Source organism: Bordetella bronchialis, assembly GCF_001676705.1.
Taxonomy (GTDB): Bacteria; Pseudomonadota; Gammaproteobacteria; order Burkholderiales; family Burkholderiaceae_B; genus Bordetella_C; species Bordetella_C bronchialis.
The window spans coordinates 1,007,460-1,032,435 of sequence record NZ_CP016170.1 but is presented as its reverse complement, the minus strand read 5'-3'; the positions used below and the strand labels follow the sequence as shown (position 1 = coordinate 1,032,435).

The window sequence follows — 24,976 nt, the reverse complement described above, 5'->3', positions numbered from 1 at the left end:
CCCAAGCAGTCGTACGCCACTTATGCAGTCCAGCACAGCTTCCCCGCCCTTCTCCACCGATTCCGCCCAGGCCGGCTGGCGCGCCGAAGCGCCCCAGGCCTCCGAACCCCTACCCCGCGCGGTAGACGTCGCCATCGTCGGGGGCGGCGTCATCGGGGTCGGCGCCGCCTATGCCCTGGCGCGGGCGGGCGTGCGCGTCGCCCTGTTCGAAAAAGCCACCCTGGCCTGCGAGCAATCGTCCCGCAACTGGGGCTGGGTGCGCACCCTGACGCGCGATCTGCCCGAAGTGCCCCTGGCGATCCGGGCCAATCAATTGTGGGGCGACATCCAGACACGCATCGACGTCGGCTTCCGGCGCACGGGCATGCTGTACCTGCAGGAATCCGACGCCGACGCGGCCGGCCACCAGGCCTGGATGGAGCGGGCCCGGATGTACGACATCGACGCCCGCCAACTGGACCGCCGCGAGGCGCTCGCCCATCTGCCCCAATCGTCCCGCCCCTGGACGGGCGCCATGTACAGCCCCACCGACGGCGTGGCCGAGCCGCTGGTCGCCGTCCAGGGCATCGCCGCGCTGGCGCGCCAGGAAGGGGCGATCATCCAGGAACGCTGCGCGGTGCGCGGCGTCGAACGCGCCGCCGGCCGTGTCGCGGCGGTGGTCACCGAACGTGGCCGCGTGGCGGCGCAGGCGGTGCTGGTCGCGGCCGGGGCGTGGTCGCGCCTGTTCTGCGGCAACCTGGGCGCGGATTTCCCGCAGCTGAAAGTACGCGGCTCGGTCATGCGCACCCAGCCCTTCGACGCCGGCCTTTCCGCGGCCGTCAACGGCAAGGATTTCACCTGCCGCAAGCGCGCGGACGGCGGCTACACGGTGTCGCAGTTCGGCGCGTCGATGGCCGATCTGGTGCCGGACAGCTTCCGGCTGATGCGGCACTTCATCCGCCCCTGGCTGGCGAACAACACCTTCGTGCGGCTGCGCTTCGGCAAGCGCTTCTTCCAGGAACTGGCGACGCCGCGGCATTTCGCGACGGACCGCGAGTCGCCCTTCGAGCGCCATCGCGTGCTGGACCCCATGCCCTCGCGCCAGGGGGTGGCGCAAGCGTGGCGGCGGCTGTCGGATGCCTTCCCCATCTTCCGGCAAGCCAGGATCGCGCATTCCTGGGCCGGCTATATCGATGTGACGCCGGATGCGATGCCGGTGATGGATGCGGTACCGGGGCTGCCCGGGCTGTATCTGGCGTCGGGCTTTTCCGGCCATGGCTTCGGCATCGGTCCCGCCGCGGGCGAGGCCATGGCGCAGCTGATCCAGGGAACCACGCCTTTCGCCGACCTGCGGCCGTTCCGCTTCGGCCGGTATACGGAGTGATATCCGTCCGGACACGCCTTCACGAACCCCCACACCCTCAAAGACCAAGGGCCCCGCACATATGGACATCACCGACCTGCACCGACGATCCACCATCATCGATGGACTGGTCTTTTTCAGCGACGGCAGCGCGCGCGACATGCTGGCTGGCGGCGTCAGCGCCATCAACCTTACCGTGACGGACATGGGCTCGGATTTCGAGCAGGCCCTGAAGGACGCGATGACGTGGCGCCAACGCTGCGCGGCGCCGGATTCCCCCTGGCTGCTGGTGGAGCGCGCCGAGGACATCGCACGGGCCAAGCACGCTGGCAAGCTGGGCCTGATCATGGGATGGCAGAACGGCCGCCCGCTGGGCGACCTGCCGGATCGCGTGGCTTTGTTCCATACGCTGGGCGTCCGCGTGATCCAGCTGACCTACAACGAAGCCAACCTGCTGGGCGACGGCTGCCTGGAAAAGCGCAATGCCGGGCTGAGCGACCTGGGCGTGAAGATGGTCAAGGAGATGAACCGCGTCGGCATCGCCATCGACCTCAGCCACTGCGCGGCGCAGACCTGCCTGGACGCGGCCCGGCATTCCGGCAAGCCGGTCCTGCTGACGCACGCCAATGCCAATGCCGTCATCCCGCGCCCGCGCAACAAGTCCGATGAGGTCATCAAGGCCGTCGCGGAAACCGGCGGCGTCATCGGTTGCAGCATCCATGCCTACCTGAACTGGCGCGGCAATCCGAAACAGCAGCCTGCCCTGGAGGACTTCGTCGCCAACGTGCGGCACATCGGCCAGCTGGTGGGCTATGAGCACGTCGGCATCGGCACGGATTTTCCGTCGGTCGATACCTACGAAGCGGTGCGCCACGTCATGGTGATGTCGCGCACGAAATACGCGGCCTCCGGCGGCGACTTCTCCAATGCCTTCGGCGATGTGATGGAAGCCCGCTATCCGGTCGAGACGCCGACGCCGGCACAGTTTCCCGCCTTCACCCATGCATTGCACCGGGCGGGCCTGGGCGACACGCAGATCATGGGCGTGCTGGGCGGCAACTTCCAACGCGCATTCGCACAGAGCTGGGCAAGCGCCTGACAGAACACGCAAAAGGGGGAAACCATGACAATGCTATCGACCACGTCCGGGCGGGAAACCCGGTCCATGGAACCCGGCGCGACGGCGGCCGCGCCAGGGCCGCGCCTGGCCGGCCGCATCGCGTCGGCCACGCTGGCCGCGCTGTCGGCGCTATCCATCGTGGCCGCGGCGCCGGCGGCGCGCGCGGCCGACGACTATCCGGCCTATCCCATCCACATCGTCGTCCCATATCAAGCCGGCGGCTCCACGGACATCGTCATCCGCAAATTCGCCGAACTGGCCGCGCCCAGGCTGGGCCAGTCCATCGTCATCGAGAACCGCGGGGGCGCCGGCGCGACGCTGGGCGCGCGCGCCATCAAGACCGCCAGGCCCGACGGCTATATGCTGGCCATCCTGCCGAGTCCGGTGTACCGCATGCCGCATATCCAGGACATGGGCTACGACCCGGTGCGCGACTTCACCTACATCATGATGCTCAGCGGCTATACGCTGGGCGTGGCCGTGCCCACGGACTCCCGCTTCAAGACCTGGGCGGACTTCATCGGCTACGCCAGGTCGCATCCCAACGAGGTGACCTACGGCACCGCCAGCGTGGGCAGCGCCTCGAATGTGATGATGGAGGACATCGCCACGCGCAATGGCGTGACGTGGCGGCATATCCCCTACAAGGGCGAATCCGATGTACTGACCGCGGTCATCGGCGGCCAGGTCACCGCCTACGCCGGCTCCACCACGGTCCAGCCGCTCGTTCAGGCGGGCAAAATGCGCATGCTGGTAACCTGGGGCGAACACCGCAGCGCGCAGTATCCGGACGTCCCCACCTTGAAGGAGCTGGACGGCACGCCGCCGGCCAATGCGCCCTTCGGCATCGCCGGGCCCAAGGGAATGCCGCCGCAGGTAGTGGCGAAACTGCAAACCGTATTCAAGCAGGTGGCGGAGTCCCCCCAGTTCAGGCAGGTGCTGACGCAGTACGGGCAGGAACTGGTCTATATGGACGGCAAGGACTACGCCGCCTATGCCGCGCAGCAGTACCAGCTGGAAGCGGACATCGTCCGCAAGCTCGGACTGGCACAGAACAAATAGCTGTACGCGGGCGTTGCGATCTGAAGGAAGGCGGGCAAGGGGGATTTCCGGAGCGATGCGGGCGGCGCGGCGCCACCCGATAACCATGCATCAAGGGGTGTTCGATGATTGCCTGTGGTCCATCTCCCTGGCGTGCGCTGGCGCGCCGCCTGCCGGCCCTGCTTGCCGGCGGCCTGATTGCCATGCTGGGCGTGGCGTCCGCGCCGCCGGCGCGGGCCGCCGATTGGCCCGAACGCCCGATACGGCTGGTGGTGGGCTACCCGCCCGGCGGCGGCACCGACACGGTGGCGCGCGTGCTGGCCCAGCAGTTGGCCAAGGTGCTGCACCAGTCGGTGATCATCGAGAACCGCGCCGGCGCCAGCAGCACCATCGCCGCGCAGCAAGTGGTGCGCGCCGAGCCCGACGGCTACACCGTGCTGTTCGCCACGGGATCGCCCCTGACCGGGGCGCCCCTGACGGTCAAGGGCCTGACCTATGACCCGTTGAAGGACCTGGTCCCGGTCACGCTGATCGGCGGCGGCCCCTTCATCCTGGTCGCCAACCCCGGCTTTCCGCCCGACACGCTGCCGCAGCTGGTCGACTACGCGCGCGCCCATCCCGGCCAGGTGAACTACGCCTCGCCCGGCATCAGCACCGCCAACTACTTCTTCGCGGAACTGTTGAACCAGGACGCGCATATCAAGACCGTGCATGTGCCCTACAAGGGCAGCTCCGCGCTGATCAACGACCTGATCGCCGGACAGGTGCAATACACGCTGGATACGCCGGGCACCACGCTGCCGCTGATCCACGCGGGCAAGCTCAAGCCGCTGGCCATCTTCAGCCGGAAGCGGCTGGATCGCGCGCCCGACATCCCCACCGCCGTCGAATCCGGCTATCCCGACATGGTGGGCGGCTCCTGGTATGGCCTGCTGCTGCCCAAGGGCACGCCGCCCGCCATCGCCGATGCGCTCTACCGGGCCACGAAGCAGGCATTGGCGGGCGAAGACGTGCGCCGCGCCATGGAGGCGCGCGACGTCATCATCCAGGGCAGCACGCCGGCGGAGTTCAAGGACTTCATCCAGGCCGAATACAGCAAGTGGAAGGCGGTGACGGACAAGCTCGGCATCGTGCCGCAATGATCGCCGCGAACACAAGGAGCAGAGCATGGCGACCCCCCGAAGCGCCCCGGACCTGACCGCCGGCAGCGCGCCATTGTCAATGCGGCCGACGCTGGCCGGGCTGAATCATATGATCTCCGCCGGCCACTACCTGGCCACGCAGGCCGGCATGGACGTGCTGCGGGCCGGCGGCAACGCGGTGGACGCCGGCGTCGCCGCCGGCATCGCGTTGGGCGTCGTACAGAGCGATATCGTCAACTTCGGCGGCGTCGCGCCCATCCTGGTCTACCAGGCCGACACGGGCAAGGTCTGGAGCATTTCCGGGCTGGGCTACTGGCCCCGGGCGACCCGGCTGGAGGACTTCCTGCGGCAGCACCACGGCACCATTCCCGCCGGCGTGCTGCGCACCGTGATCCCGGCCGCGCCGGACGCGTGGATCACCGCCCTGGAACGCTTCGGCACCATGAGCTTCGGCGAGGTCGCGGCCGGCGCGATCCGCCTGGCGCACGACGGCTTCGTCATGTATTCGCTGATGGCCGAGGTGCTGGCCGAGAACGCCGCGAACTACGCACGCTGGCCTTCCAGCGCGGCGGTGTACCTGCCGGGCGGCAAGCCGCCGCCGGCCGGCGCCATCTTCCGCCAGGCCGACCTGGCGCGCAGCCTGCAATACCTGGCCGACGAAGAGCGCGCGCACCAGGGTCAGGGCCGCCTGGCCGGCCTGGCCGCCGCGCGCCGCGCCTTCTACCAGGGCGACATCGCCGCCGCCATCGTCAAATACCACCGGCAGGAAGGCGGCCTGCTCACGCACGAAGACCTGCGCGACTTCTCGGTAGAGGTCGACCCGGCCCTGGCGACGGACTTCCATGGCACCCGCGTGCACAGTTGCGGCTTCTGGTGCCAGGGGCCGTCCCTGCTGCAAATGCTGAACATCCTGGAGCCGCGCGACCTGAAATCGCTGGGCCACAATTCGGCGCCCTATGTGCACCTGCTGACCGAGACCATCAAGCTGGCCTTCGCCGACCGCGAAGCGCACTACGCCGATCCCCGCCATGCCCACGTGCCGCGGGACGCCCTGCTGTCCAAGGCCTACGCGCGCGAGCGCCTGGCGATGATAGACCCCGATCGCGCCGGCCCTGACATGCCGCCGGCCGGGCGGCTGCCCACGGCCCGCGATATCCCGCTGCGCGAGGCCGGGCCGGGCGATACCGCGCGCACCGATCCACGCCTGGATACCTCCTACGTCGCGGTGGTGGACAAGCATGGCAATGCCTTCTCCGCCACGCCCAGCGATGGGTCGTATAACTCGCCGGTGATTCCGGGCACCGGGCTGATCGCCTCCGGCCGTGGCAGCCAGTCCTGGGCCGAGGCCGGCCACCCCTGCGCCGTGGGACCGGGCCGCCGGCCCCGCCTGACGCCGAATCCCTCGATGGCCATCCGTCCCGGCGGCTATGTCATGCCCTTCGGCACGCCGGGCGGCGATGTGCAGGTGCAGGCGATGCTGCAGACCTTCCTGAACATCGAGGTCTTCGGCATGGCGCTGCAGCAGGCCATCGAGGCGCCCCGCTTCGCCAGCTTCAGCTTTCCCTCGTCCTTCGAGCCGCATACCGCCGTGCCGGGCCGGCTGATGATGGAAGACCTGATACCGCGGGAAGTCGGCGAGCGCCTGGCCGCCATGGGCCATTCCGTAAAATGGTGGCACGACCGCAACTGGCGCGCGGGCGCGATGTGCGCGGTGCGGCACGACCTGGCCAGCGGCATCCGCTGGGGCGGCGCAGATCCGCGGCGGCCGGCCTATGCCGCCGGATGGTAGAACGATCGCTCGATGGAAGAAGACCTGCTCGCATACTGGAAGCCGCGCCTCATCCGCATTGCCGCGCCCGCGGCGGCGGATGACGGCGCGCACGACCTGAATCACCTGGAACGCGTCTGGTCGGTGGCGCGGCGCATCCTCGAGGACCATGCCGACGCCGATGCGCTCGTCGTGCTCGCGGCCTGCTTCCTGCACGACCTGGTCAACCTGCCCAAGAACCATCCGGATCGCTCGCGCGCGTCCACGCTGGCGGCGGAACAGGCAAGCGCCGCGCTGGCCAAGGCCGGTTTTCCGCCGGAAAAACTGCCCGGCGTCGCGCATGCCATCCAGGCCCACAGCTTCTCGGCCGGCATCCCGCCGCGCACCATAGAGGCATGCATCGTCCAGGACGCCGATCGCATGGACGCCCTGGGCGCCATCGGCCTGGCCCGCATGTTCCATGTCGGCGGACAATTGGGCCGCCCGCTGGCGCACGGCAGCGACCCCCTGGCCCGCGAACGTCCCCTGGACGACGGCCAGTACGCGCTGGACCACATCGAAGCCAAATTGCTGCGGCTGCCCGAAACCCTGCACACCGCCGCCGCCCGCCGCATCGCGCGGGCGCGCGCGACCCGCCTGCGCCGCTTCCGCGACGAATTCGTGGCGGAATGGCTGGGGGCCGACGGGGACAACTGACTCGTTCCCGAAAGACCGCGGACATGTGGATGTCCGGGCGCACGCACCTGTCGAAATCCGCGCGGCTCGTACGTCGTAGGCAGGATGGCGCGCGTCCCGGCGCGCCGCGCTCCCCAAGGAGACCCGCCCATGGCGCTGCAACTGTATTTCCACCCGTTTTCCTCCTACTGCCAGAAGGTGCTGATCCCGCTCTACGACAACGGCATCCCTTTCGAGTCCCGCATCGTGGAAGGCCCGGACAGCCCGGCAGGCAGGGAGCTGGCCGAGCGCTGGCCCATGAAACGCTTCCCCATGCTGGTCGACGGCGATCGCACCGTGATGGAGGCCACCTGCATCGTCGAATATCTGGACCTGGTCCACCCGGGCCCCGCGCGCATGATCCCGGCGGACCCCGCGGAAGCCCTGGAGACCCGCTTCATGGACCGGTTCTTCGACAACTACATCGCCACGCCGGTGCAGCAGATCGTCTTCAACGAGATGCGTCCGGAAGCGGCGCGCGACCCCTACGGCGTACGCAATTGGCGCGGCATGCTGGACACCGCCTACGCCTGGCTGGACCGGAAAATGGCGGATCGGACCTGGGCCGCGGGAGACCGCTTCAGCCTGGCGGACTGCGGTGCGGCGCCGCACCTGTTCTACGCCGACTGGACGCATCCCATCCCCGCCGCCTGCGGCAACGTCCGCGCGTATCGCGCCCGCCTGCTGGAGCATCCCTCCTTCGCCCGCGCGGTCGACGACGCCAGGCCCTACCGCGCCTGGTTTCCGCTGGGCGCGCCGGACCGGGACTGAGCCGGCATCCTGCTCAGCGGTACAGGGCCGGGTCCCGGCTGCTACCCTAAAGGGACTCGAAACCCCTGTCCGACGAGGAGGATACGCATGACCGATAACGTCTTCGGCGCTTTTTTCACCGATACGCTATTCCTGGGAATTCCGCTGCTGAACTGGATCGTCGCGCTGGCCGCGGCCTGCGTGGCCTTCACCGTGGCACGCATCGCCATCGGCTTCGTACAGCGCCGCCTGCGCGCCCGCTCGCAGGCCCACGATGCCCATATCAGCGCGATCGCCGCCGAAGTCGTTGCCGGAACGAGCAATACGCTGCTGGCGCTGGCCGCGCTGCTGATCGGCGCCGGGCTGCTGGACATGCCGGCGCGATGGGCCGGCCGCATCGACGGCCTGTGGTTCGTGGTTGCCATCCTGCAGATCGCGCTGTGGGCGCACCGCGGCATGGTGCTGGGCATGCAGCACTATTTCCGCCGCCATGCCGCGCCGCAGGGCGGGCAGATCACGGCGCTGGCCGCGCTTTCCATCTGGGGTATCAAAGTCCTGCTGTGGGCGGTGGTGCTGCTGGCCATGCTGTCCAATATGGGCGTGAATATCACCGCCTTCGTCGCCAGCCTGGGCGTGGGCGGTATCGCGGTCGCGCTGGCCGTGCAGAACATCCTGGGCGATCTCTTCGCGTCGATGTCCATCGCCATCGACAAGCCTTTCGAGGTCAACGACTTCATCGTGGTGGGCACGCTGGCCGGCACGGTCGAACACGTCGGCCTGAAGACCACCCGCATCCGCAGCCTGGGCGGCGAACAGATCGTCATGTCCAACGCCAGCATGCTGACGGCGACCATCCAGAACTACAAGCGCCTGCGCGAACGCCGGGTGGTGTTCCAGTTCGGGCTGAGCTACGACTGCACGGCCGAGCAGGTCCGCCAGGTACCGCGCATCGTGGAACGCATCATCCGCGCGCAGGACAAGACCCGCTTCGACCGCTCGCACTTCAAGGGCTTCGGCGAAAGCTCGCTGGATTTCGAGACCGTCTATATCGTCCTGGATCCCGGCTACAACCCGTACATGGACATCCAGCAGGCCATCAACCTGGAGATGATGCAGGCCTTCGAGGAACTCGGCGTGCGCTTCGCCCATCCCATGCGCGTCCTGCATGTGGAATCGCTGCCGCGGCCGCGCCAGCGCGACGAAGCGCCGCGGCGGCTGAACGACGGCATGCGCGCCGAACAGCTGGGCGTTGCCGCGCGCGGCACCTGACGCGGCGCCTTAGGGCTAGCGCGCCGGCGACGGGTTGGGCCGGATAAAGCGCTGCTCGGTGACCGGCTCGCCCCATTGCGAGCCGGCGGCCTCTTCGGCCAGGCCGAAGCCCACCGACTCGTAGAGGTGCCGCGCCGCATCCAGGCCGCGGAAGGTCCACAGGCAGGTCCGGTCGTACCATGCGTCGGCAAAGTCCATGGCGCGTCCCAGCAAGGCGCGCCCCACGCCCCTGCCGCGCAGGGTCTCGTCGACGATGAACCAGCGCAGGTGGGCCTCGCGCGCCGCCCTATCGCCATCGATGACGACCGAACCCAGCACGCGGCCGCCTTCCGTGTACAGCCACATCTCCTTGCCCGGCGCGGGCAGCGTTTCCGCGTAGGCCCCGAGCTCGGTCGCCACCTTGCGTTCGAAGAAGACGCCGAAACCGACCGTGCGCGCGTAATAGCGCGCATGCAGGGCGGCGATATCGCCGATGCAGCCGGGGACATAGCCCTGCACGATGCGGCCGGTGTCGTCGTCCGGCGGCGCGCCGATGTCCGCCTCGGCGTCGCCCGCTGTATTCGCCAGGTTGGGGTTGTCGCGGGACAGGGCGTTGCCGTACAGGGCCAGCAGGCGCAGCAGGGCCTGCTGGTCCCCCGGCGTCAATTGCCGCAGCGCCTTGGAGACCTGGTCGGTGGCGAAGCGGTCTATGCGCTCGCGCAGGGCCGCGCCCTTGCGCGTCAGGTACAGGCGGGACGCGCGCGCATCGGCCGGATCGGTCTCGCGCCGCAGCAGCCCCAGGGCCTCCAGCTTGGCCAATTGCCGGCTGGCGTTCGATTTGTCCAGGCGCAGCACCGAGGCCAGTTCCCGCGCCTGCATGCCGGGCGCCAGGCCTACCTCGATGATGGCGTGCACGGCCGAAGGGGCCAGCCCGCTGTCGGCCAGATGCGGCCGCATGAATCCCAATTCCCGCACCAGCCTGCGCGACAGCTCTCGCACCTGCAGGATGGTTTGCTCGCGGGACTGGCTGAAGTCTTCGGTGATGTCCATGGCGGCCCCGGCTCCGGCGGCCGCCATGCGGCCCCTAAAAGTTGCGTTTCGCAACCAATATACCATGGGGGCGTGGGAACAGGGGCCACGTCGCCAGGGCGATCAGCCCGGCCAGCAGCCACACGCCGGTCCATGACGCCACGTCCAGGACGTACGGAATGGAGACAGGGGCCAGGAACAGGCTCAGGTAGACCAAGGTGTTGCACATGCCCAATGCCGTGCCGGCACGCGCGGAACCGGCCAGGGTGGCCAGCTCGGTATACGCCACGCCGTGCCAGGCCGACACGGCGATCCCGGCGCCGATGACGGCCGCGACCAGCATCCAGCCCGGGGCGCCGGCGAAGGTGGCCAGCGCCAGTGCGGCGAAGGCGGCCATGGCGATCAGCACGACGGTACGCACATAGGCGCGCCGGTTGCCGTGCAGGTCCGTGTAGCGCCCGCTCCACACGCGCAGGGTCATCGCGCCCAGCTGCACCGCCACCATGGCGAAGGTCGTGCCCGCGATGCCGACCCCGCCGTAGTCGTGCAGGTACACGGTCGCGAAGCTGAGCACGGCGAATTGCGGCGCGCAAAGCAGGCCGATGGCCAGCACGATGCGCCGGATCGTGGGGTCGCCCAGCGGGCTGCCGGGCCGCGGTGCGTTGGCGGGGGCGCCGGCATTGGCGGCCGCGGGGGCATCCGTATCGTCGCGCGGATCGTACAGCCAGCGCCACGCCAGGACCAGCGACCCCGCGCACATCAAGGCCAGCACGCCGTACACCGCGCCGAAGCCTTGCGCGCTGGCCAGCCACGGCAGCAGCAGGGCGCCCAGGCCGCCGCCCAGCGGCACGGCCGTCTGGCGGATGCTCATGGCCAGGCCGCGCTCGCCTTCCTTGAACCAGCGCATGATGGCGCGGCCGCTGGATCCGTTGACGCTACCGCCCGCCAGCCCGACCAGGCACAGCACCCCCAGCAGCCAATGGAAGGCGGGCACGAAATCCGCCGTCGGCACCATGAAAACGGCCAGCGCCAGCAATGCCAGCGTCGTCGCCCCCAGTCCGGTCAGCAGGATGGGCCGGTCGCCCCAGCGGTCGGTGGCGACTCCCCAGGGCAGTTCGGTAAGGGCCACGCCCAGGCCGATCGCGCCCAGGGCCACGCCCAGCGCCCCATCGTCCAGCCCATAGCCCGACCGCAGCCAGATGGCCGTGGTGGGAATCCCGGCAGCCGCGGCGGAAAAGCTGACGTTGGCGACGACGCCGGCCGCCAGCACCTTCCAGCGATGCTCCGGTCCCAGTGCGGGCGCCCGTGCCCTGCCCTGCCTGCCTATCGCGATAGCGTCCATGATCACACCTCTTCGATCGATCCATGGACGCCAGTGTGGCGGCTTTTAACCATTCTGAATATCGCATAATATTAGCCGTACGATTCGATAAAACAGGACGATTCGCGATGCAAGTCAACCTGGATATCGCTGCCTTGCGCACACTGGTCATCGGCATGGAGCTGGGCAGCTTCGCCAAGGCCGCCGACCGCGTCGGCCGCTCCACGTCGGCCGTCAGCGCGCAGATCAAGAAGCTGGAAGAACAGGCCGGCGCCCCGCTTTTCCGCAAATCCGGACGCGGCCTGGCGCTGACGGACGCGGGCGAGGTCATGCTCGACTACGCACGCCGCATGGTGGGGCTGAACGATGAAGCCGCGGCGGCGACGCGCGGCCTGGACATGGAAGGCTGGATCCGCCTGGGCTTGCAGGAAGACTTCGGCGAAGCCCTGCTGCCGCAGTTGCTGGGACGGTTCGCGCGCGCGCACCCCAAGGTGCGCATCGAGGCGCGCGTGGCCCGCAACACGGAGCTGCAGGAACGCTTCGATGCCGGCCAGCTGGACCTGGCCTTGCTGTGGAATGGCAACCCCGATGCCGAGCACACGGGCGAACGCCTGGCCAGCCCGCGCATGTGCTGGATCGGCGCCTCGGCCCTGCCCTGGCAGCCGGGATCCGGCGAACCGCTGCCGCTGATCGCCTTCGACCGGCCCTGCCTGTTCACCCAGGCCGCCACCGCCGCCCTGGATCGCGCGCGCATACCCTGGCGGCTGGTCTTTACCAGCCCCAGCCTGAACGGCCTGTGGGCCGCGACGGCCGCCGGCCTGGGCATCAATATCCGCACGCCCTACGGCCTGCCCGGCACGGTGCGGGTACTGGACGCAAAGGCCGCGGGGCTGCCGCCCCTGCCGGCCATTCCCTTGATGCTGCTGATGCGGTCCGGGGAAAGCCGGCCGCTGGCCGATCGCCTGGCCACCATGATGCGCGAACACCTGGCGGGCACGGTGCCCCCGGTCGTGGCGACGCGCGCCACGCTGGCGTCCAGGCCCGGACTGGACGGCCTTGCCCGCGTGGCCGCCGCGCCCGCGGACAGGCATGCCGCCGGCACGCCGGCCGCCTAATCGCGCGGATACCCGGGCGGCGCCACGGCGGCGCCATCCACGCCATGGCGCGCCAGCGCGGCGGCCACCCGGCCATCGCGCTTGGCGTCCTCGATGTAGGCATCCAGGCAGCGGGTCGCGGCCGGGCCGCGGGCCCGCGCGGTCGCCATGGACTGGTGGATCGCCATGAAGCGCTCGTCCAGCATGCGCAGGCCGGGGTGGCGTTCCAGGTCGGCCCGCATCTGTTGCCGCACGCCGGCGGCGGCGTCCAGGCCATCGCGCAGGAAGACCTCCACCGCCTGGCCGGAACCGGGGGCCTCCACCACGCGCGCATGCCGCAGTTCGCGCGCCAGATGCAAGGCGTACGCGCTGCCCGCGCCCACGGCCACGCGATGGCCGGGGCGATCCACCTGTCCGGTCCGCGTAATCGGCGCATCGTCGCGCACGACGTACACGCCTTCCATCAAGACATAGGGAGGCGTGAAATGCAGCGTATCGCCACGCAGGGGATCGATGGCGAAGAAGCCGATGTCCGCCGCGCCGTCCTGCACCGCCCGCACGCATTCCTTGGCCGATGGCAGCGCGACGACTTCGATGTCGACGCCCAGGCGGCGCGCCAGTCCCGCCGCCAGGTCGACGGCCACGCCTCCCGGCGCGCCGCTGGCCGCGTCCGCCTTGAACAGGACGGGATTGGCCAGGTTGATGGCCGCGCGCAGCACGCCGCGGGGCGCGAGGGTGCGTCGCGCCTGAGCGGAGTCGTGTTCGTCGGCGCTGTCCGCGGACGCCGCCTTGCCTGCCGTCGCCATCGCGCTATTTCTCCGCGATCCCGGCCTTCTCGATGATGGCCGGCCACTGCTTGAACTCGCGATCCATCAAGGCCTGCAGGTCCGCGGCGGTTCCGCCTATCGGCCGCGTGCCGCTTTCTTCCAGCTTGCCGGCGACGGTCTTGTCATGGACCGCCTGCGTAAAGGCCTGCTCCAGCTTCTTGCGCACATCGGCGGGCACGCCCGCCGGCGCCACGATGCCGATCCAGTAGGTGGACTCGAAACCGGGGTAGCCCGACTCCGCGATGGTGGGCACATCGGGCAGCTGCGGCATGCGCTGCAGGCTGCTGACCGCGTACAGCTTCAGCTTGCCGGCTTTGACGAAATTGGCGGCGGTTATGTAGGCGTCCATCTTGACCTCGTACACGCCACCCACCAGGTCCGTCAGCGCGGGCGCCGCGCCCTTGTAGGGAATGTGGGTCATCTGCAGCCCGGCCGCGGACTGGAGCAGCTCCATCGACAGGTGCGGGAAGGTGCCGGAGCCGGCGCTGCCGTAGGACAGCTTGTGCGTCCTGGCGTAGGCGATGAATTCCCGGAAGTTGTCCGGCGGCAGCGATGGATGGGCCACCAGCAAGCCGGGCATGTCGCCGATCAGCGCGATGGGAGCGAAGTCCTTCCGCGTGTCGTATGGCAGCTTCTTGTAGATCGAGGGATTGGCGGTATGCGAGGTCGTCGCCATCAACAGGGAATAGCCGTCCGCCGGCGATTTGACGACGTTGTCCGAACCGATGACGCCGCCGGCACCCGCGCGGTTTTCCACGATGACCGGCTGCCCCAGGATTTGCGATACCTTGGTGGCCACCAGCCGCCCCACCAGGTCCGTGCTGCCGCCGGGCGAAAACGGCACGACCAGCCGCACCGGATGATCGGGAAAAGTGCCGGCCCTGGCGGACGCGCACAGGACCGCGGCCGCGAGCATCAGCGCCGGCGCGTGGATGGACTTCTTCATGATGTCTCCTCGAAGGGCTCGAACGCCCTTGTCTTTATTTCGTGCCCGCGGCGGGGCGGGCCCCGCGCCTTCAGCCGTGCGCCGGCGCGCCGTACAGCGCCTCGGCATTGGCGACCAGGATGCGCTCGCGGTCCTTGGCGTCGGGCGCCCATTCCGACAGCAGGTCGAACAGATCGCCGTCGTCCGGCATCTCGCGGCCCACCATGTTCACGTGCGGCCAGTCCGAGCCCCATACCATGCGCTCCGGCGCATGGCGGATCAGCGCCCGCGCGATCGGCGTGACGGCGGCATACGGCATGTCGCCCTTCGCGCAGCGCATGGGGCCGGACAGCTTGATCCATACGCGCCCCGTATCCAGCATCTTCAGCACGGTCTTGAATGCCGGCTGGTCCACGCCTTTCTCCGCCGGCACGCTGGCGAAGTGGTCCAGCACGATCTTGCGGTTGGGCAGTGCCAGCAGGGGGTCCGCATACGAAACGATGTCCTCGCCATGCGGGTAGAAGTGCACGGGCCAGCCCAGGTTCTCGACCTGCGCCGCCATGTCGGGCAGGATCTGCGGCAGATTGGAAGCGCGCCTGGCGCTGACGAAGCGCAGGCCGCGCACGCCGGCCTTGTCCAGGCGCAGCAGTTCCGCGTCCGACAACTCGTCCGGCGGCAGGATCACGCCGGCGAAGCGGTCGGGAAAGCGTTCCAGCGCATGCAGCATGTAGCGGTAGTCGCGGCCGTAGCCGCCGCCGCTGACCACCACGGCCTTGCGCAGGCCCAGGGTATCGAGCATGCGGATGGCCGTTTCCGGCAAGGCTTCTCCCGATACATAGGGGCTTTCCGGGTCGAAGGGCCATTCGGCGGCGGGGCCGAACAGGTGTATCTGGCAATCCCAGCCGCCAGGGGGAACCGCCATGGCAGGCTTCTTGATGCCGGGCTTGGGCGGCGGGGTCAGGTAGGGCATGGATGTCTCCGGGATCGTTGTTGTTGGATGGGGCAACCCTGCCGCGTAGTATCCTGGCTCGCCGCCACGGCGGGTAATGCCTTCTGCGCGCGCGGCGATGCTCTTTTCTTATCGGAGTAACTTTTTGCAGCCGCTCAAGCTGGAACCGAATCTGCGCAGGCTGCGGGCTTTCCTGGGGGTTGTCCAGGAAGGCAGCGTGCATCGCGCGGCCGAGGCCCTGCACCTGACCCAACCCACGGTGACGCGCGCCATCCAGAAACTGGAGCGCGACATCGGCCATCCGCTGTTCGAGCGTACGTCCACCGGGATGACGGCCACGCCCATCGGCCTGGCGGCCGCGCGGCGGGCGGCGCGCGCGCTGGGCTATCTGCAGGCGGCGGAAAACGAGCTGGCCCGTCTCCTGGGCGGGGACGCGGACGCGGCGCGCGGCGCGCCCCGCATCGCGCACGCGCTGACCAGCCGCCACCTGCAAGCGCTGACGGCGCTGTCGGAACAGGGCACGCAAAGCGCCGCGGCCGCCACCCTGTCGCTGTCCCAACCGGCGATCACGCAGGCCCTGAGCGACCTGGAGCGGCTGGTGGGCACGCCCTTGCTGCTGCGTACCAGCCGCGGGATGGCCGCCACCGCCGCGGGCGAAATCCTGTTGCGCCGCGGCAAGCTCGCCCTGGCGGAAATCACCGCCTGCGCCAGCGACATCGCCGAGCACCTGGGCGCCATCACCGGCACGGTCGCGGTGGGCGTACTGCCGATCTGCGGCACGCTGCTGGTGCCGCGCGCGGTCAATCGCCTGCTGCGCGACCATCCCGACCTGCGCGTCATGCTGGTGGATGGGCCCTACGATACGCTGCTGCAAAAGCTGCGAGAGGGCCAGGTGGACGTGATGGTGGGACCGCTGCGCGATCCCTGCCCGGCCGACACGCGCCAGGAGGCCCTGTTCGACGGCGCCTTGTCCGTGATCGCCCGCCAGGGCCATCCGCTGTCCCGCCACCGCGAATTGACGCTGGCCGAGCTAAGCCGCTGGGAATGGGTGCTGCCCTCGCGCGGCACGCCGGCGCGCGCCATCGTCGAACGTGTCATGGCGCGCGCCGGCGTGCCCATGCCGCCCAATCCGGTGGAAGCGGACGCCCTGGCCACCTTGCGGGCATTGCTCATGGAAAGCGAGCGCGTGGCCATGATCTCGCGCCACCAGATCTATTTCGAGGAGCGCGGCGGCATGCTGGCCGTACTGCCCGTCGAGCTGGCGGATACGGCGCGCTCCATCGGCATGACGCTGCGCGCGGACGCGCAGCCGCCCGCGGGCGTGCTGTCGCTGCTGGGCCATCTGCGCGCCGTCGGCCGCGAACGGCTGCTGGCCTGAGCCCGCGGGGCCGCTGGCCGGGCGCGCCGGCACGGCCAGCCCAAGGCGGGATATCATCGGGGTCGTCCCATGCCGCCGCCGCGGCGCCGTCCATCGCAGAACTCCCATGACCCAATCGCCCCCCCGGGGCGCCGCCCCCTCGGCGCTCGCCCCTACCCTGCAACGCGTGCTGCGCGCCATCCGCCGCCGCCGGGAACACGGCTTCCATTTCGCGGGCAATTTCCTGGCGGTGTCCTTCGACCGCGTCACCACGGAAGAAAGCCTGGTCAGCATGAAAGCGGAATGCCATGCGCGGGACGGCACCATCGACGGCACCGCCCTGGGCGTGCTGGCCGACCTGGCGCTGGCGGCGCCGGTGCGCGCGGCGCTGCCCGCCGACACGCGGCTGGCCACGGTCAACATGCAGCTGCAATTGACGGGCGCGCCCTGCCATGCCCCCGTGACGGCGCGCAGCAGCTTCCACGGCTTCATCCATGGGGCCGCCGGCCGCCAGGCCGTCAGCCGCGTCACCTTGCACGGCGCGGGCCAGGAGATCGGCCTGGGCACGGCCACCTTCATGGTGCTGGATCTGCCGCCCGGCACGCCTATTCCCTTCCTGACGCCCGTGGACCCCGCCCTGGACGAAGCGCCCCTGCTCGATCCGGAACGCGACCTGGATCCGGGCGAGCGGGCCCTGTTCGAGCACGCCAGGATGGCGCTGGGCGACAGCAAGGCGGACGACGACTTCCTGGACCGGCTGTGGGGATATCGCACGCGGCCGCACAAGGGCGGCGCCTCCGGCACGCTGGCCAACGGTCCCCATATCGGCAACCGGGTGGGCCACGTGCAGGGCGGCGTCCTGCTGGGCTTCGCGCAAGCCACGTCGCAGGCCGCGCTGCCGGCCGGCTGGGGGCTGAGCAGCGTCACCGCCTGCTACGTCAGCCCCGGAGAGGGCCGCGAACTCAAGGCCCAGGCGGAAATCGTGCACCAGGGCCGCACCACGGCGGTGACCCGCGTCGCCATCGCCACCGACGAGGGACGCCGCGTGCTGGAGGTCCTGGCCACGCATTCCCTGCGGGCCGCCGCGGCATAGTCCCGCATCCTCAGGCGTACACCCCGCGCCGCCCGGGCGTCGCAGTCCGCCGCCATCGCCTGGGCCCCGCCGCCGGCCCGGCAGGCGGCCGGCCGCGCACCGCGGGGCCGCTATCATTGACCCTGCCCCAAGAACCGGCCTGGATACCCCTATGAAAATCGCCACCTTCAACGTCAACGGAATCAACAGCCGCCTGCCCAACCTGCTGCGCTGGCTCGAACAATCGCAGCCGGACGTGGCATGCCTGCAGGAGCTGAAGGCGCCGCAGGAAAAATTTCCCGAAGGGCCGATCCGCGATGCCGGCTATGGCGTCATCTGGCACGGCCAGAAAAGCTGGAATGGCGTCGCCATCCTGACCCGCGGCTGCGAGCCCGAGGAATCGCGCCGCGTGCTGCCCGGCGACGACGAAGACCTGCAAAGCCGCTATATCGAAGCCACCGTGCAAGGCATCGTCGTGGGCTGCCTGTACCTGCCCAACGGCAACCCGGCGCCGGGGCCCAAGTTCGACTACAAGCTGAAATGGATGGAGCGCCTGATGGCCCATGCCGCCGGCCTGGTGGACAGCGGCCAGCCCACGGTGCTGGCGGGCGACTACAACGTCATCCCGACCGATGCCGACGTCTACAAGCCGGAGCGCTGGGTGGACGACGCGCTGTTCCGCCCGGAATCGCGCGCGGCCTTCCATAAGATGATCGAACAGGGCTGGACCGATTCGCTGCGGACCCGCCATCCCGACGCACGCATCTACACCTACTGGGATTACTTCCGCAACGCCTACGCGCGCGATGCCGGCATCCGCATCGACCATCTGCTGCTGAACCGCGCGCTGGCGCCCCGCCTGCTGGATGCCGGCGTGGACCGCGACGTGCGCGGCTGGGAGAAGGCCAGCGACCACGCGCCGACGTGGATCACCCTGAAAGCCGCCTGAGTCGACTGTTCCGGAATTTCGCCCTGTCAATTCCGCCGGGCGTGGTTTATCCCGCCGCGCCGCCCGCTTATCGTGATCGCCTCGACGGTACGCAAGGCCAGGGCCTGGCCCGCCACGCGTCCCACCCGTACATCCTTAGACAGGAAACCGATCATGAGCAAGCTAGCAGGCAAAGTCGCCGTCGTCACCGGCGCATCCAAGGGCATCGGCGCGGCCATCGCGAAAGCGCTGGCCGCCGAAGGCGCCTCCGTCGTCGTGAACTACGCGTCCAGCAAGGCCGGCGCGGACGCCGTCGTGCAGCAGATCGCGGCAGCCAAGGGCAAGGCGGTGGCCGTGGGCGGCGACGTCTCCAAGGCCGCCGACGCGCAGGGCATCATCGACGCCGCGCTGTCCAATTTCGGCCGCCTGGATATCCTGGTCAACAACTCCGGCGTGTACGAGTTCGCGGCCATCGAGGAAATCACGGAAGCCCACTACCGCCGGCAATTCGACATCAATGTGCTAGGCGTATTGCTGGTCACGCAGGCGGCGGTCAAGCACATGGGCGAAGGCGCCAGCATCATCAACATCAGCTCGCTGGCCTCGCGCATCACGCCCCCCGCCACCGCCGTATATAGCGCCACCAAGGGCGCGGTGGACGCCATCACCGGCGTGCTGGCCCGCGAACTCGGCCCGCGCAAGATCCGCGTCAACGCCATCAATCCCGGCATGGTGCACACCGAAGGCGTGGAAAGCGTGGGGATCGTCGGCTCTGAAATGGAAACCGCGATGATCGCCCAGACGCCCCTGGGCCGCGTGGGGCAGCCCCGCGACATCGCCACCGTGGCCACGTTCCTGGCCTCCGACGACGCGGGCTGGCTTACCGGCGAGACCATCTTCGCCGGCGGCGGCATGCGCTGACCGCATCGTCGCGGCGCCGCCTACGCCGCCAGGTGGTACAGGCAATCCCCGCGCCGCGTCAGCGTCGGAAAGCGCCTGCATGACACGATACCGTCCGCGCTGAAGATCAACGGCAGCGGGTCGCGCAACGGGTCCTCATAGCTGTGCAGGTATCCGGCCAGTTGCCCCGCGCGTACTTCCTGGCCGGCCTGCGCATGCGGCTCGAACAGGCCGTCGCAAGGCGCATAGATGCCGGCGCGCGGTCCCAGCGAACGCAGCAGGCGGGTCGCGGGCGCCGGTTCGGCGTCCAGTCCCGGCGCGATGCCGTAATGCCGCAGCACGCGCCGCACGCCTTGTTCGGCGATATGCAGCCCGGCCGGATCCAGCGTCGCGCCCTTGCCCAGTTCCGTGGTCAGGGCAGGCAGGCCGCGCTGGGCCGCGGCGGCGTACAGGGTCGTCGCGCCCCCGCCGCCCTGCCCCGACGTCAGAATGCTGTGCGGCGCGCCGAAGACCCGCAGCAGCGTGTCCATGGCCGCGCGCTGCGCATCGTCGCGTCCGTACTGCGCCAGGGCGCAATGCGCGTAATCGAGCGAACGCCCGCCGGAATGCAGGTCGATCACGACATCGGCCAGGCCGAACAGCACCGTGCAGAGGTAATGCGCGAGCATCGCGGTCGGGCCGCCATTGGGATCTCCCGGAAACAGGCGGTTCAGGTTGCCCTCGTCCAGCGGCGAGGCGCGGCGGCCCGCGCGCACCGCCGGGAAATTCAATGCGGGGATCAGGATGACGCGGCCGCGCAGGTCTTCGGGCCGCAGCGCGCGCGCCAGCCGCAACAGGGCGATCTGACCTTCGTACTCGTCGCCATGGTTGCCGGCCGTCAGCAGGGCCGTGGGTCCCTCGCCGTTGCGGATGCAGACGATGGGAATGGCCACCGTGCCATACGCGGAGAAATCCGTGGAATGCGGCACGTACAGGGAATCGGCCTGCTTGCCGTCGCGCTGGAAGTCCAGCCCGGTCCAGACGCGGCTGGGCATGTTCGCGGCGGATGCCGGCGCCGATGCGGGCGCGGCCGCGGCGGGGGTGGACATATTCGTGGGCTGCACGGTATCGGTCATGCGGGGGTCCATAGGGTGCCGGGCGCCATCAAAGCAGCTGGCCCAGGAACTGCCGCGAGCGTTCGTGCCGCGGCTGCGTGAAAAAGACATCGGGCGTCGATTCCTCGACGATGCGCCCCTGGTCCATGAAGACAATGCGGTCGGCCGCGCTGCGCGCGAAGCCCATCTCGTGGGTCACGCACAGCATGGTCATGCCATCGCTTGCCAGATCCGCCATCACGTCCAGGACCTCCTTGATCATCTCGGGATCCAGGGCGGAGGTCGGCTCGTCGAACAGCATGACCTTGGGGCTCATGCACAGCGCGCGGGCGATGGCGACGCGCTGCTGCTGGCCGCCGGACAGCTGGCCGGGGTACTTGTCCTGCTGTTCCGGGATGCGTACGCGCGCCAGATAATGCCGCGCGATGTCCTCGGCCTCGCGCCGCGCGATGCCGCGCGCCCGGGTCAGGGCCAGGGTGCAATTGCGCAGCACCGTCATGTGCGGGAACAGGTTGAAGTGCTGGAACACCATGCCGATGTCGCGGCGCAGGGCATGCAGCTTCACCGAGCCGGGTCCCAGTTCCTGTCCGTTGACGACGATGCGGCCGGACTGGTGCGTCTCCAGCTGGTTGATGCAGCGTATCAGTGTGGACTTGCCCGACCCCGATGGCCCGCAGATCACGATATTCTCGCCCGGCCGCACCGCCAGGTGGATGTCGTGCAGCACCTGGAAATTCCCGTACCACTTGTTCAGGCCGTCGATGTCGACGGCGAGCATGGCGTCGCCGTCCGCGCGCCCGGCCGGCAGCGCGGCGGCCGCCGCGCCGGCGTCCCCGCCGATGTCCTGCATCATCTTCCCTTCCCCTGCTTCATGTCCCGATCCGGCATAACGGCCGCGGACTATCGTTTATCGGACGCCAGCAGCCTGGCTTCGAGCAGGCGCACCAGTTGCCCGATGGCCACGGCCAGCGCCAGGAAAATCACGCCCACCACCACGACCGGTTCGGCGTAGCGGAAGGAATTCGAGCCGACCTCCAGCGCCAGGCCCAGCATCTCCGGCACGGAGATCACCGCCAGGTAGGGCGTGGCCTTGAGCGCGGAGATAAAGTAATTGCCCATGGGCGCCGCGACATTGCGCAGCATTTGCGGCGCAATCACGAACCACATCACATCGAAGCGGCTCAGCCCCAGTGCCTTGCCGGCCTCGAACTGGCCGGTATCGATGCTTTCGATACCGCCCTTGAACACTTCCGCCAGGTAGCCGCTGTAATAGATGGACAGGCCGATGATGCCGGAGGTCATGGCCGGCAGCGTCAGCCCCGTCACCGGCAGCACGAAATAAATGAAGTACAGCTGCACCAGCACCGGCGTCGAACGTATGACGTCGATCAAGAAGCGCAGCACGTAGCCCAGCACGCGGTTGGACCGCCGCAGCATCTCCAGGACGAAGCCCAGCACCGTGGCGCCCACGCTGGCGATGACGGCCGCCCATAGCGTGGCGCCCAGGCCGGACAGGATGACGGGGGCCACCGACAGCGCGAACTCCGGATCAAATTTCACGATTCCCCCTGCTTGCGATGCCCACGCGATGTTCCAGCCAGCGGCCCAGCAAGGTCGCCGGATAGCACACCATCAGGTAGGCCACCAGCAAGGCCGTATAGATGCCCACCGGGTTGTAGGTCAGCTCGGCGATTTCCTTGGCACGGAAGGTCATGTCGGTCAGCGTGATCAGCGAGACCACCGCCGTGCCCTTCACCAACTGGATGAACTGGTTGACGAAGGTCGGCAGCATGGCCACCAGCGCCTGCGGCAGCTCGATGGAAACCAGTATGTCGAAGCGGCGCAGGCCCAGCGCCAGCCCGGCTTCCACCTGGCCGCGGTCCAGCGCCTGCAGCGCGGCGCGCACCGCCTGGCTGCCGTAGCCGCCGATGTTCAGGCCCAGGGCCATGGCCCCGACCGTCATGCCCGACAGCGAAATGCCGAAGCTGGGCAGCGTGTAATACAGCATGAACAACAGGATCAGCACGGGCGAGCTGCGCCAGAACTCGATCACCGCCGTCACGGCCGCACGGGTCGCGCCGCGCGTCAGGTATTGCAGCACGCCGAAGCACAGCGCGAAGGGAACCGCCCACAGCATTCCGTAGAGCGTGACCAGCGCGGTCACGCGGAACCCCTGCAGAATGCCGGCCAGAATACCGGGGAAGTCCATGGCCGGTGCTTAGTACTCGCCGGCGCAGACGCGCGCGGCGGTCACCGCGGAAGGCGGGGCGTCGTCGGGCATGAAGCCGTACTTGGCCATCAGCTTCTCGACCGTGCCGTCGGCTTTCAGCTTGGCGAGCTGGGCGTTGTACAGGTCGCGCAGGTCGGCGTCTTCCTGGCGGAAGCCGATGGCGGTGTACATGGCCGCCGGCACGCCGTTGCGCACCAGGCCCTGGAAGGGTCGCGCCCGCTCCACGCCCTGCACGTTGGGGTCCTGCAGCAGCGACACCACGCTGGGCGCCGAGAGCGTGACCGCATCGGCGCGGCCGGCGATCAGGGCAGAGAGCTGCGATTGCGGGCTGTCCAGGAACACCATCTGGCTGGCCGGCACGCCGGCGTCCTGCGCGTTCTTGGAATTGAGCGTGCCGCGGCCGCCGGCCAGGCGCACCTTGGGATTGGCGGCGATGTCGGCATAGCTGTGCAGCTTCAGCGGATTGCCCTTGGGCACGATCAGGCCATCGCCCACCGCCAGGTCCGGCTCGCTGAACAGCACCACCTTGCAACGCGGCGGCGTGATCGCCAGCCCCGAGGCCACCATGTCGAAGCGGCGCGCCGTCAGGCCCGGGATCAGGGCACCGAACTCGGTGATGACGAAATTGACGTTCTTCACGCCCAGCGGCGCGAACGCCGCGCGCACCAGGTCCGCATGAAAGCCGGTGGCGTTGCCGTCCGCGTCGCGGAAACCCCAGGGCGCACGATTGTGTATGCCTATCGTCACGGTCCCGGATTGCAGGATGGTGTCCTTGGTGGACGCCGCGCCCGCGGCGGGCGCCACGGCCAGGGCGCAGGCCAGCGCGGTCCCGGACAACAGTCGGCCCAGCCAGGCCCTTGCGGTGTGCTGCTTCATGTTTTCCCCTTCATGTGTCGTTGCGAGTGGAACAGCTCAGGCGCCCGCATGCCGGGCCATCCGGTCCCGCAGCGCCTGGAAGAATCCCTGCAGGTCTTTCGCCAGGTCGGCCTCGTCCTCGATGCCGACACTGATGCGCAGGACCATGTCGTCGCCTTCCCAGGCGCGCACGGTGCGATGCGCGCGCACCGGCATGGGCGCCACCAGGCTGCGCGTGCCGCCCCAGGAAGCGCCGATCACGAAGATGCGCAGCGCGTCCAGGGCCGCCGCCACGTGGGGCGCGGCCTGGGGCGTGAATACCACGCTGAACACGCCGCTGGCGCCCTGGAAATCGCGGCGGAACACCGCGTGGCCCGGCGAATCGGCCAGCGTCGGATAAAGCACGCGCGCCACTTCGGGCTGCGCGCGCACGGCGTCGATCAGGGATGCGGCCACCCGGGCGTTGTAGGCCAGGCGCAGCGCCATGGTCTCCAGGCCGCGCAGCACCAGCGCGGCGTCGTCCGCCGAAACGCCCACGCCCAGGCGGCCCAGGAAGGCGCGCAGGGCGTCGCCCAGCGCGTTGTCGGCCACGGTGATGGAGCCCATCATCACGTCCGAATGGCCGCAGAAATACTTGGTCAGGCCTTCCACCACGATGTCGGCGCCATGCGCCAGCGGCTTGAAGTTCAGCGGCGTCGCCCAGGTGTTGTCGCAACCCACCACGGCGCCGCGCTCATGCGCCAGGGCGGCGATGCGCGGCAGGTCCTGTACCTCCATGGTGGTGGACCCGGGCGACTCCACCCACACCAGGCGCGGACGCGCGCCCATCCGACGGACCAGGTCGGCCGGATCCAAGGGGTCGTAATAGTCGACTTGCACCCCCAGGCGGACCAGGTCGCGGTCGGCGAAGTCGCGCACGGGCGGATACACCGTGTCCGGCAGCAGCACCTGGTCGCCGGCATGCAGGGTGGCCAGCATGACGGCCGTGATGGCGCCCTGTCCGGACGGCGCCAGCAGCGTGCGGCGGCCCTGCTCCAGCGCGGTGATCTTGCGTTCCAGCGTGCGGGTGGTCGGGGTGCCGTACAAGCCGTAGGAATAGCCTTCGCTGCCGCGTTCGCGGCGGGTGGCATAGGCCTGCGCGTTCTCGAATGGAATGGTGGATGCGCGGTACACCGCCACGCCCAGGCTGGCGAACCCTTCGTGGTTCACCGCCGGGGTTATGGCGCATTGCGTCCAATCGCTGCTCATTTCGCTGCCTGCCTGTGCTTCG

24 protein-coding genes are annotated in these 24,976 nt (G+C 69.3%); 13 read left to right on the top strand and 11 right to left on the bottom strand.

Annotation, left to right across the window (positions count from 1 at the left end; genetic code table 11):
* Positions 1 to 22: 22 nt before the first annotated feature.
* From BAU06_RS04545 to BAU06_RS04510, 8 genes are all read left to right on the top strand, one after another.
* Entirely contained in the window at positions 23 to 1,363 is a 1,341-nt protein-coding gene (locus BAU06_RS04545; protein WP_082993526.1) for an NAD(P)/FAD-dependent oxidoreductase, read from the top strand.
* A 61-nt stretch (positions 1,364 to 1,424) separates the two neighbouring features.
* A complete protein-coding gene (locus BAU06_RS04540) occupies positions 1,425 to 2,441 on the top strand; it encodes a dipeptidase (protein ID WP_066344889.1) in 1,017 nt (338 codons plus the stop codon).
* Between the two features lie 24 nt (positions 2,442 to 2,465).
* Positions 2,466 to 3,524: a tripartite tricarboxylate transporter substrate binding protein gene (locus BAU06_RS04535; protein WP_231934000.1), complete on the top strand. Its 1,059-nt coding sequence runs from the start codon at positions 2,466 to 2,468 to the stop codon at positions 3,522 to 3,524.
* A 104-nt stretch (positions 3,525 to 3,628) separates the two neighbouring features.
* A complete protein-coding gene (locus BAU06_RS04530) occupies positions 3,629 to 4,645 on the top strand; it encodes a Bug family tripartite tricarboxylate transporter substrate binding protein (protein ID WP_066344879.1) in 1,017 nt (338 codons plus the stop codon).
* 25 nt (positions 4,646 to 4,670) lie between these two features.
* The gene (locus tag BAU06_RS04525) at positions 4,671 to 6,434 is read left to right on the top strand and encodes a gamma-glutamyltransferase family protein (RefSeq protein WP_066344873.1); all 1,764 of its coding nucleotides are present in this window, start codon (positions 4,671 to 4,673) and stop codon (positions 6,432 to 6,434) included.
* A gap of 12 nt (positions 6,435 to 6,446) precedes the next feature.
* Positions 6,447 to 7,109 (top strand): HD domain-containing protein, encoded by a 663-nt coding sequence (locus tag BAU06_RS04520; RefSeq protein WP_066344867.1) that lies wholly within the window; start codon positions 6,447 to 6,449, stop codon positions 7,107 to 7,109.
* Positions 7,110 to 7,238: 129 nt separating this feature from the next.
* Positions 7,239 to 7,898, top strand: a complete 660-nt coding sequence (locus BAU06_RS04515; RefSeq protein ID WP_066344865.1) for a glutathione S-transferase family protein — start codon at positions 7,239 to 7,241, stop codon at positions 7,896 to 7,898.
* A gap of 87 nt (positions 7,899 to 7,985) precedes the next feature.
* Complete coding sequence (locus tag BAU06_RS04510) at positions 7,986 to 9,146, top strand: mechanosensitive ion channel family protein (protein ID WP_066344863.1); 1,161 nt, start codon at positions 7,986 to 7,988, stop codon at positions 9,144 to 9,146.
* Positions 9,147 to 9,161: 15 nt separating this feature from the next.
* Here the strand turns inward: BAU06_RS04510 and BAU06_RS04505 are convergent, their stop codons facing one another.
* Together BAU06_RS04505 and BAU06_RS04500 are read right to left on the bottom strand one after the other, a co-directional pair.
* Entirely contained in the window at positions 9,162 to 10,175 is a 1,014-nt protein-coding gene (locus BAU06_RS04505; protein WP_066358013.1) for a bifunctional helix-turn-helix transcriptional regulator/GNAT family N-acetyltransferase, read from the bottom strand.
* A gap of 34 nt (positions 10,176 to 10,209) precedes the next feature.
* A complete protein-coding gene (locus tag BAU06_RS04500) occupies positions 10,210 to 11,496 on the bottom strand; it encodes an MFS transporter (protein ID WP_066358010.1) in 1,287 nt (428 codons plus the stop codon).
* A 107-nt stretch (positions 11,497 to 11,603) separates the two neighbouring features.
* On the opposite strand from BAU06_RS04500, the gene BAU06_RS04495 reads away from it, so the two are divergent.
* On the top strand, positions 11,604 to 12,590 hold the full coding sequence (locus BAU06_RS04495; RefSeq protein WP_066344859.1) for a LysR substrate-binding domain-containing protein: 987 nt from the start codon (positions 11,604 to 11,606) through the stop codon (positions 12,588 to 12,590).
* Here BAU06_RS04495 and BAU06_RS04490 read toward each other — a convergent pair.
* The 3 genes from BAU06_RS04490 to BAU06_RS04480 all read right to left on the bottom strand — a co-directional run bounded on the left by BAU06_RS04490 (position 12,587) and on the right by BAU06_RS04480 (position 15,291).
* Entirely contained in the window at positions 12,587 to 13,375 is a 789-nt protein-coding gene (locus BAU06_RS04490; protein ID WP_082993525.1) for a transporter substrate-binding domain-containing protein, read from the bottom strand. The two genes, BAU06_RS04495 and BAU06_RS04490, sit on opposite strands and share 4 nt — an antisense overlap.
* Before the next feature lie 4 nt (positions 13,376 to 13,379).
* Complete coding sequence (locus BAU06_RS04485) at positions 13,380 to 14,342, bottom strand: Bug family tripartite tricarboxylate transporter substrate binding protein (protein ID WP_066344857.1); 963 nt, start codon at positions 14,340 to 14,342, stop codon at positions 13,380 to 13,382.
* A gap of 70 nt (positions 14,343 to 14,412) precedes the next feature.
* Positions 14,413 to 15,291, bottom strand: coding sequence for an amidohydrolase family protein (locus tag BAU06_RS04480; protein ID WP_066344853.1), 879 nt, complete (start codon positions 15,289 to 15,291; stop codon positions 14,413 to 14,415).
* Positions 15,292 to 15,415: 124 nt separating this feature from the next.
* Between BAU06_RS04480 and BAU06_RS04475 the strand changes: the two genes are divergently transcribed.
* From BAU06_RS04475 to BAU06_RS04460, 4 genes are all read left to right on the top strand, one after another.
* Positions 15,416 to 16,648, top strand: coding sequence for a LysR family transcriptional regulator (locus BAU06_RS04475; protein WP_197509435.1), 1,233 nt, complete (start codon positions 15,416 to 15,418; stop codon positions 16,646 to 16,648).
* 106 nt (positions 16,649 to 16,754) lie between these two features.
* Entirely contained in the window at positions 16,755 to 17,720 is a 966-nt protein-coding gene (locus BAU06_RS04470) for an acyl-CoA thioesterase domain-containing protein (RefSeq protein ID WP_066668317.1), read from the top strand.
* A 151-nt stretch (positions 17,721 to 17,871) separates the two neighbouring features.
* Positions 17,872 to 18,648, top strand: coding sequence for an exodeoxyribonuclease III (gene xth / locus BAU06_RS04465; RefSeq protein WP_066344848.1), 777 nt, complete (start codon positions 17,872 to 17,874; stop codon positions 18,646 to 18,648).
* 153 nt (positions 18,649 to 18,801) lie between these two features.
* Positions 18,802 to 19,548, top strand: coding sequence for a glucose 1-dehydrogenase (locus BAU06_RS04460; RefSeq protein ID WP_066344846.1), 747 nt, complete (start codon positions 18,802 to 18,804; stop codon positions 19,546 to 19,548).
* A gap of 20 nt (positions 19,549 to 19,568) precedes the next feature.
* Here BAU06_RS04460 and BAU06_RS04455 read toward each other — a convergent pair whose 3' ends face one another.
* The 6 genes from BAU06_RS04455 to BAU06_RS04430 form a co-directional block, all read right to left on the bottom strand.
* Positions 19,569 to 20,642 (bottom strand): succinylglutamate desuccinylase/aspartoacylase family protein, encoded by a 1,074-nt coding sequence (locus BAU06_RS04455; protein ID WP_231933999.1) that lies wholly within the window; start codon positions 20,640 to 20,642, stop codon positions 19,569 to 19,571.
* A 28-nt stretch (positions 20,643 to 20,670) separates the two neighbouring features.
* A complete protein-coding gene (locus BAU06_RS04450) occupies positions 20,671 to 21,399 on the bottom strand; it encodes an amino acid ABC transporter ATP-binding protein (protein WP_231934064.1) in 729 nt (242 codons plus the stop codon).
* A 122-nt stretch (positions 21,400 to 21,521) separates the two neighbouring features.
* The gene (locus tag BAU06_RS04445; RefSeq protein ID WP_066344831.1) at positions 21,522 to 22,181 is read right to left on the bottom strand and encodes an amino acid ABC transporter permease; all 660 of its coding nucleotides are present in this window, start codon (positions 22,179 to 22,181) and stop codon (positions 21,522 to 21,524) included.
* Positions 22,171 to 22,830 carry an amino acid ABC transporter permease gene (locus tag BAU06_RS04440; RefSeq protein WP_066344830.1) on the bottom strand — a complete coding sequence of 220 codons (660 nt, stop codon included), beginning with the start codon at positions 22,828 to 22,830 and terminating at the stop codon, positions 22,171 to 22,173. The genes BAU06_RS04445 and BAU06_RS04440 overlap by 11 nt, the downstream gene beginning before the upstream one ends.
* Positions 22,831 to 22,839: 9 nt before the next feature.
* Positions 22,840 to 23,727, bottom strand: a complete 888-nt coding sequence (gene ehuB / locus BAU06_RS04435; protein WP_066344829.1) for an ectoine/hydroxyectoine ABC transporter substrate-binding protein EhuB — start codon at positions 23,725 to 23,727, stop codon at positions 22,840 to 22,842.
* Between the two features lie 36 nt (positions 23,728 to 23,763).
* On the bottom strand, positions 23,764 to 24,954 hold the full coding sequence (locus BAU06_RS04430) for a trans-sulfuration enzyme family protein (protein ID WP_066344827.1): 1,191 nt from the start codon (positions 24,952 to 24,954) through the stop codon (positions 23,764 to 23,766).
* Positions 24,955 to 24,976: the final 22 nt, after the last annotated feature.

What these genes read in the sequence shown, in the direction of transcription:
- xth (WP_066344848.1), top strand. Translation starts at nt 17,872, where the DNA reads ATGAAAATCGCCACCTTCAACGTCAACGGAATCAACAGCCGCCTGCCC.
- BAU06_RS04470 (WP_066668317.1), top strand. Translation starts at nt 16,755, where the DNA reads ATGACCCAATCGCCCCCCCGGGGCGCCGCCCCCTCGGCGCTCGCCCCT.
- ehuB (WP_066344829.1), bottom strand. Translation starts at nt 23,727, where the DNA reads ATGAAGCAGCACACCGCAAGGGCCTGGCTGGGCCGACTGTTGTCCGGG.
- BAU06_RS04485 (WP_066344857.1), bottom strand. Translation starts at nt 14,342, where the DNA reads ATGAAGAAGTCCATCCACGCGCCGGCGCTGATGCTCGCGGCCGCGGTC.
- BAU06_RS04500 (WP_066358010.1), bottom strand. Translation starts at nt 11,496, where the DNA reads ATGGACGCTATCGCGATAGGCAGGCAGGGCAGGGCACGGGCGCCCGCA.
- BAU06_RS04525 (WP_066344873.1), top strand. Translation starts at nt 4,671, where the DNA reads ATGGCGACCCCCCGAAGCGCCCCGGACCTGACCGCCGGCAGCGCGCCA.
- BAU06_RS04535 (WP_231934000.1), top strand. Translation starts at nt 2,466, where the DNA reads ATGACAATGCTATCGACCACGTCCGGGCGGGAAACCCGGTCCATGGAA.
- BAU06_RS04540 (WP_066344889.1), top strand. Translation starts at nt 1,425, where the DNA reads ATGGACATCACCGACCTGCACCGACGATCCACCATCATCGATGGACTG.
- BAU06_RS04460 (WP_066344846.1), top strand. Translation starts at nt 18,802, where the DNA reads ATGAGCAAGCTAGCAGGCAAAGTCGCCGTCGTCACCGGCGCATCCAAG.
- BAU06_RS04440 (WP_066344830.1), bottom strand. Translation starts at nt 22,830, where the DNA reads ATGGACTTCCCCGGTATTCTGGCCGGCATTCTGCAGGGGTTCCGCGTG.
- BAU06_RS04515 (WP_066344865.1), top strand. Translation starts at nt 7,239, where the DNA reads ATGGCGCTGCAACTGTATTTCCACCCGTTTTCCTCCTACTGCCAGAAG.
- BAU06_RS04480 (WP_066344853.1), bottom strand. Translation starts at nt 15,291, where the DNA reads ATGCCCTACCTGACCCCGCCGCCCAAGCCCGGCATCAAGAAGCCTGCC.
- BAU06_RS04505 (WP_066358013.1), bottom strand. Translation starts at nt 10,175, where the DNA reads ATGGACATCACCGAAGACTTCAGCCAGTCCCGCGAGCAAACCATCCTG.
- BAU06_RS04430 (WP_066344827.1), bottom strand. Translation starts at nt 24,954, where the DNA reads ATGAGCAGCGATTGGACGCAATGCGCCATAACCCCGGCGGTGAACCAC.
- BAU06_RS04530 (WP_066344879.1), top strand. Translation starts at nt 3,629, where the DNA reads ATGATTGCCTGTGGTCCATCTCCCTGGCGTGCGCTGGCGCGCCGCCTG.
- BAU06_RS04545 (WP_082993526.1), top strand. Translation starts at nt 23, where the DNA reads ATGCAGTCCAGCACAGCTTCCCCGCCCTTCTCCACCGATTCCGCCCAG.
- BAU06_RS04450 (WP_231934064.1), bottom strand. Translation starts at nt 21,399, where the DNA reads ATGCTCGCCGTCGACATCGACGGCCTGAACAAGTGGTACGGGAATTTC.
- BAU06_RS04490 (WP_082993525.1), bottom strand. Translation starts at nt 13,375, where the DNA reads ATGGCGACGGCAGGCAAGGCGGCGTCCGCGGACAGCGCCGACGAACAC.
- BAU06_RS04520 (WP_066344867.1), top strand. Translation starts at nt 6,447, where the DNA reads ATGGAAGAAGACCTGCTCGCATACTGGAAGCCGCGCCTCATCCGCATT.
- BAU06_RS04510 (WP_066344863.1), top strand. Translation starts at nt 7,986, where the DNA reads ATGACCGATAACGTCTTCGGCGCTTTTTTCACCGATACGCTATTCCTG.
- BAU06_RS04455 (WP_231933999.1), bottom strand. Translation starts at nt 20,642, where the DNA reads ATGACCGATACCGTGCAGCCCACGAATATGTCCACCCCCGCCGCGGCC.
- BAU06_RS04495 (WP_066344859.1), top strand. Translation starts at nt 11,604, where the DNA reads ATGCAAGTCAACCTGGATATCGCTGCCTTGCGCACACTGGTCATCGGC.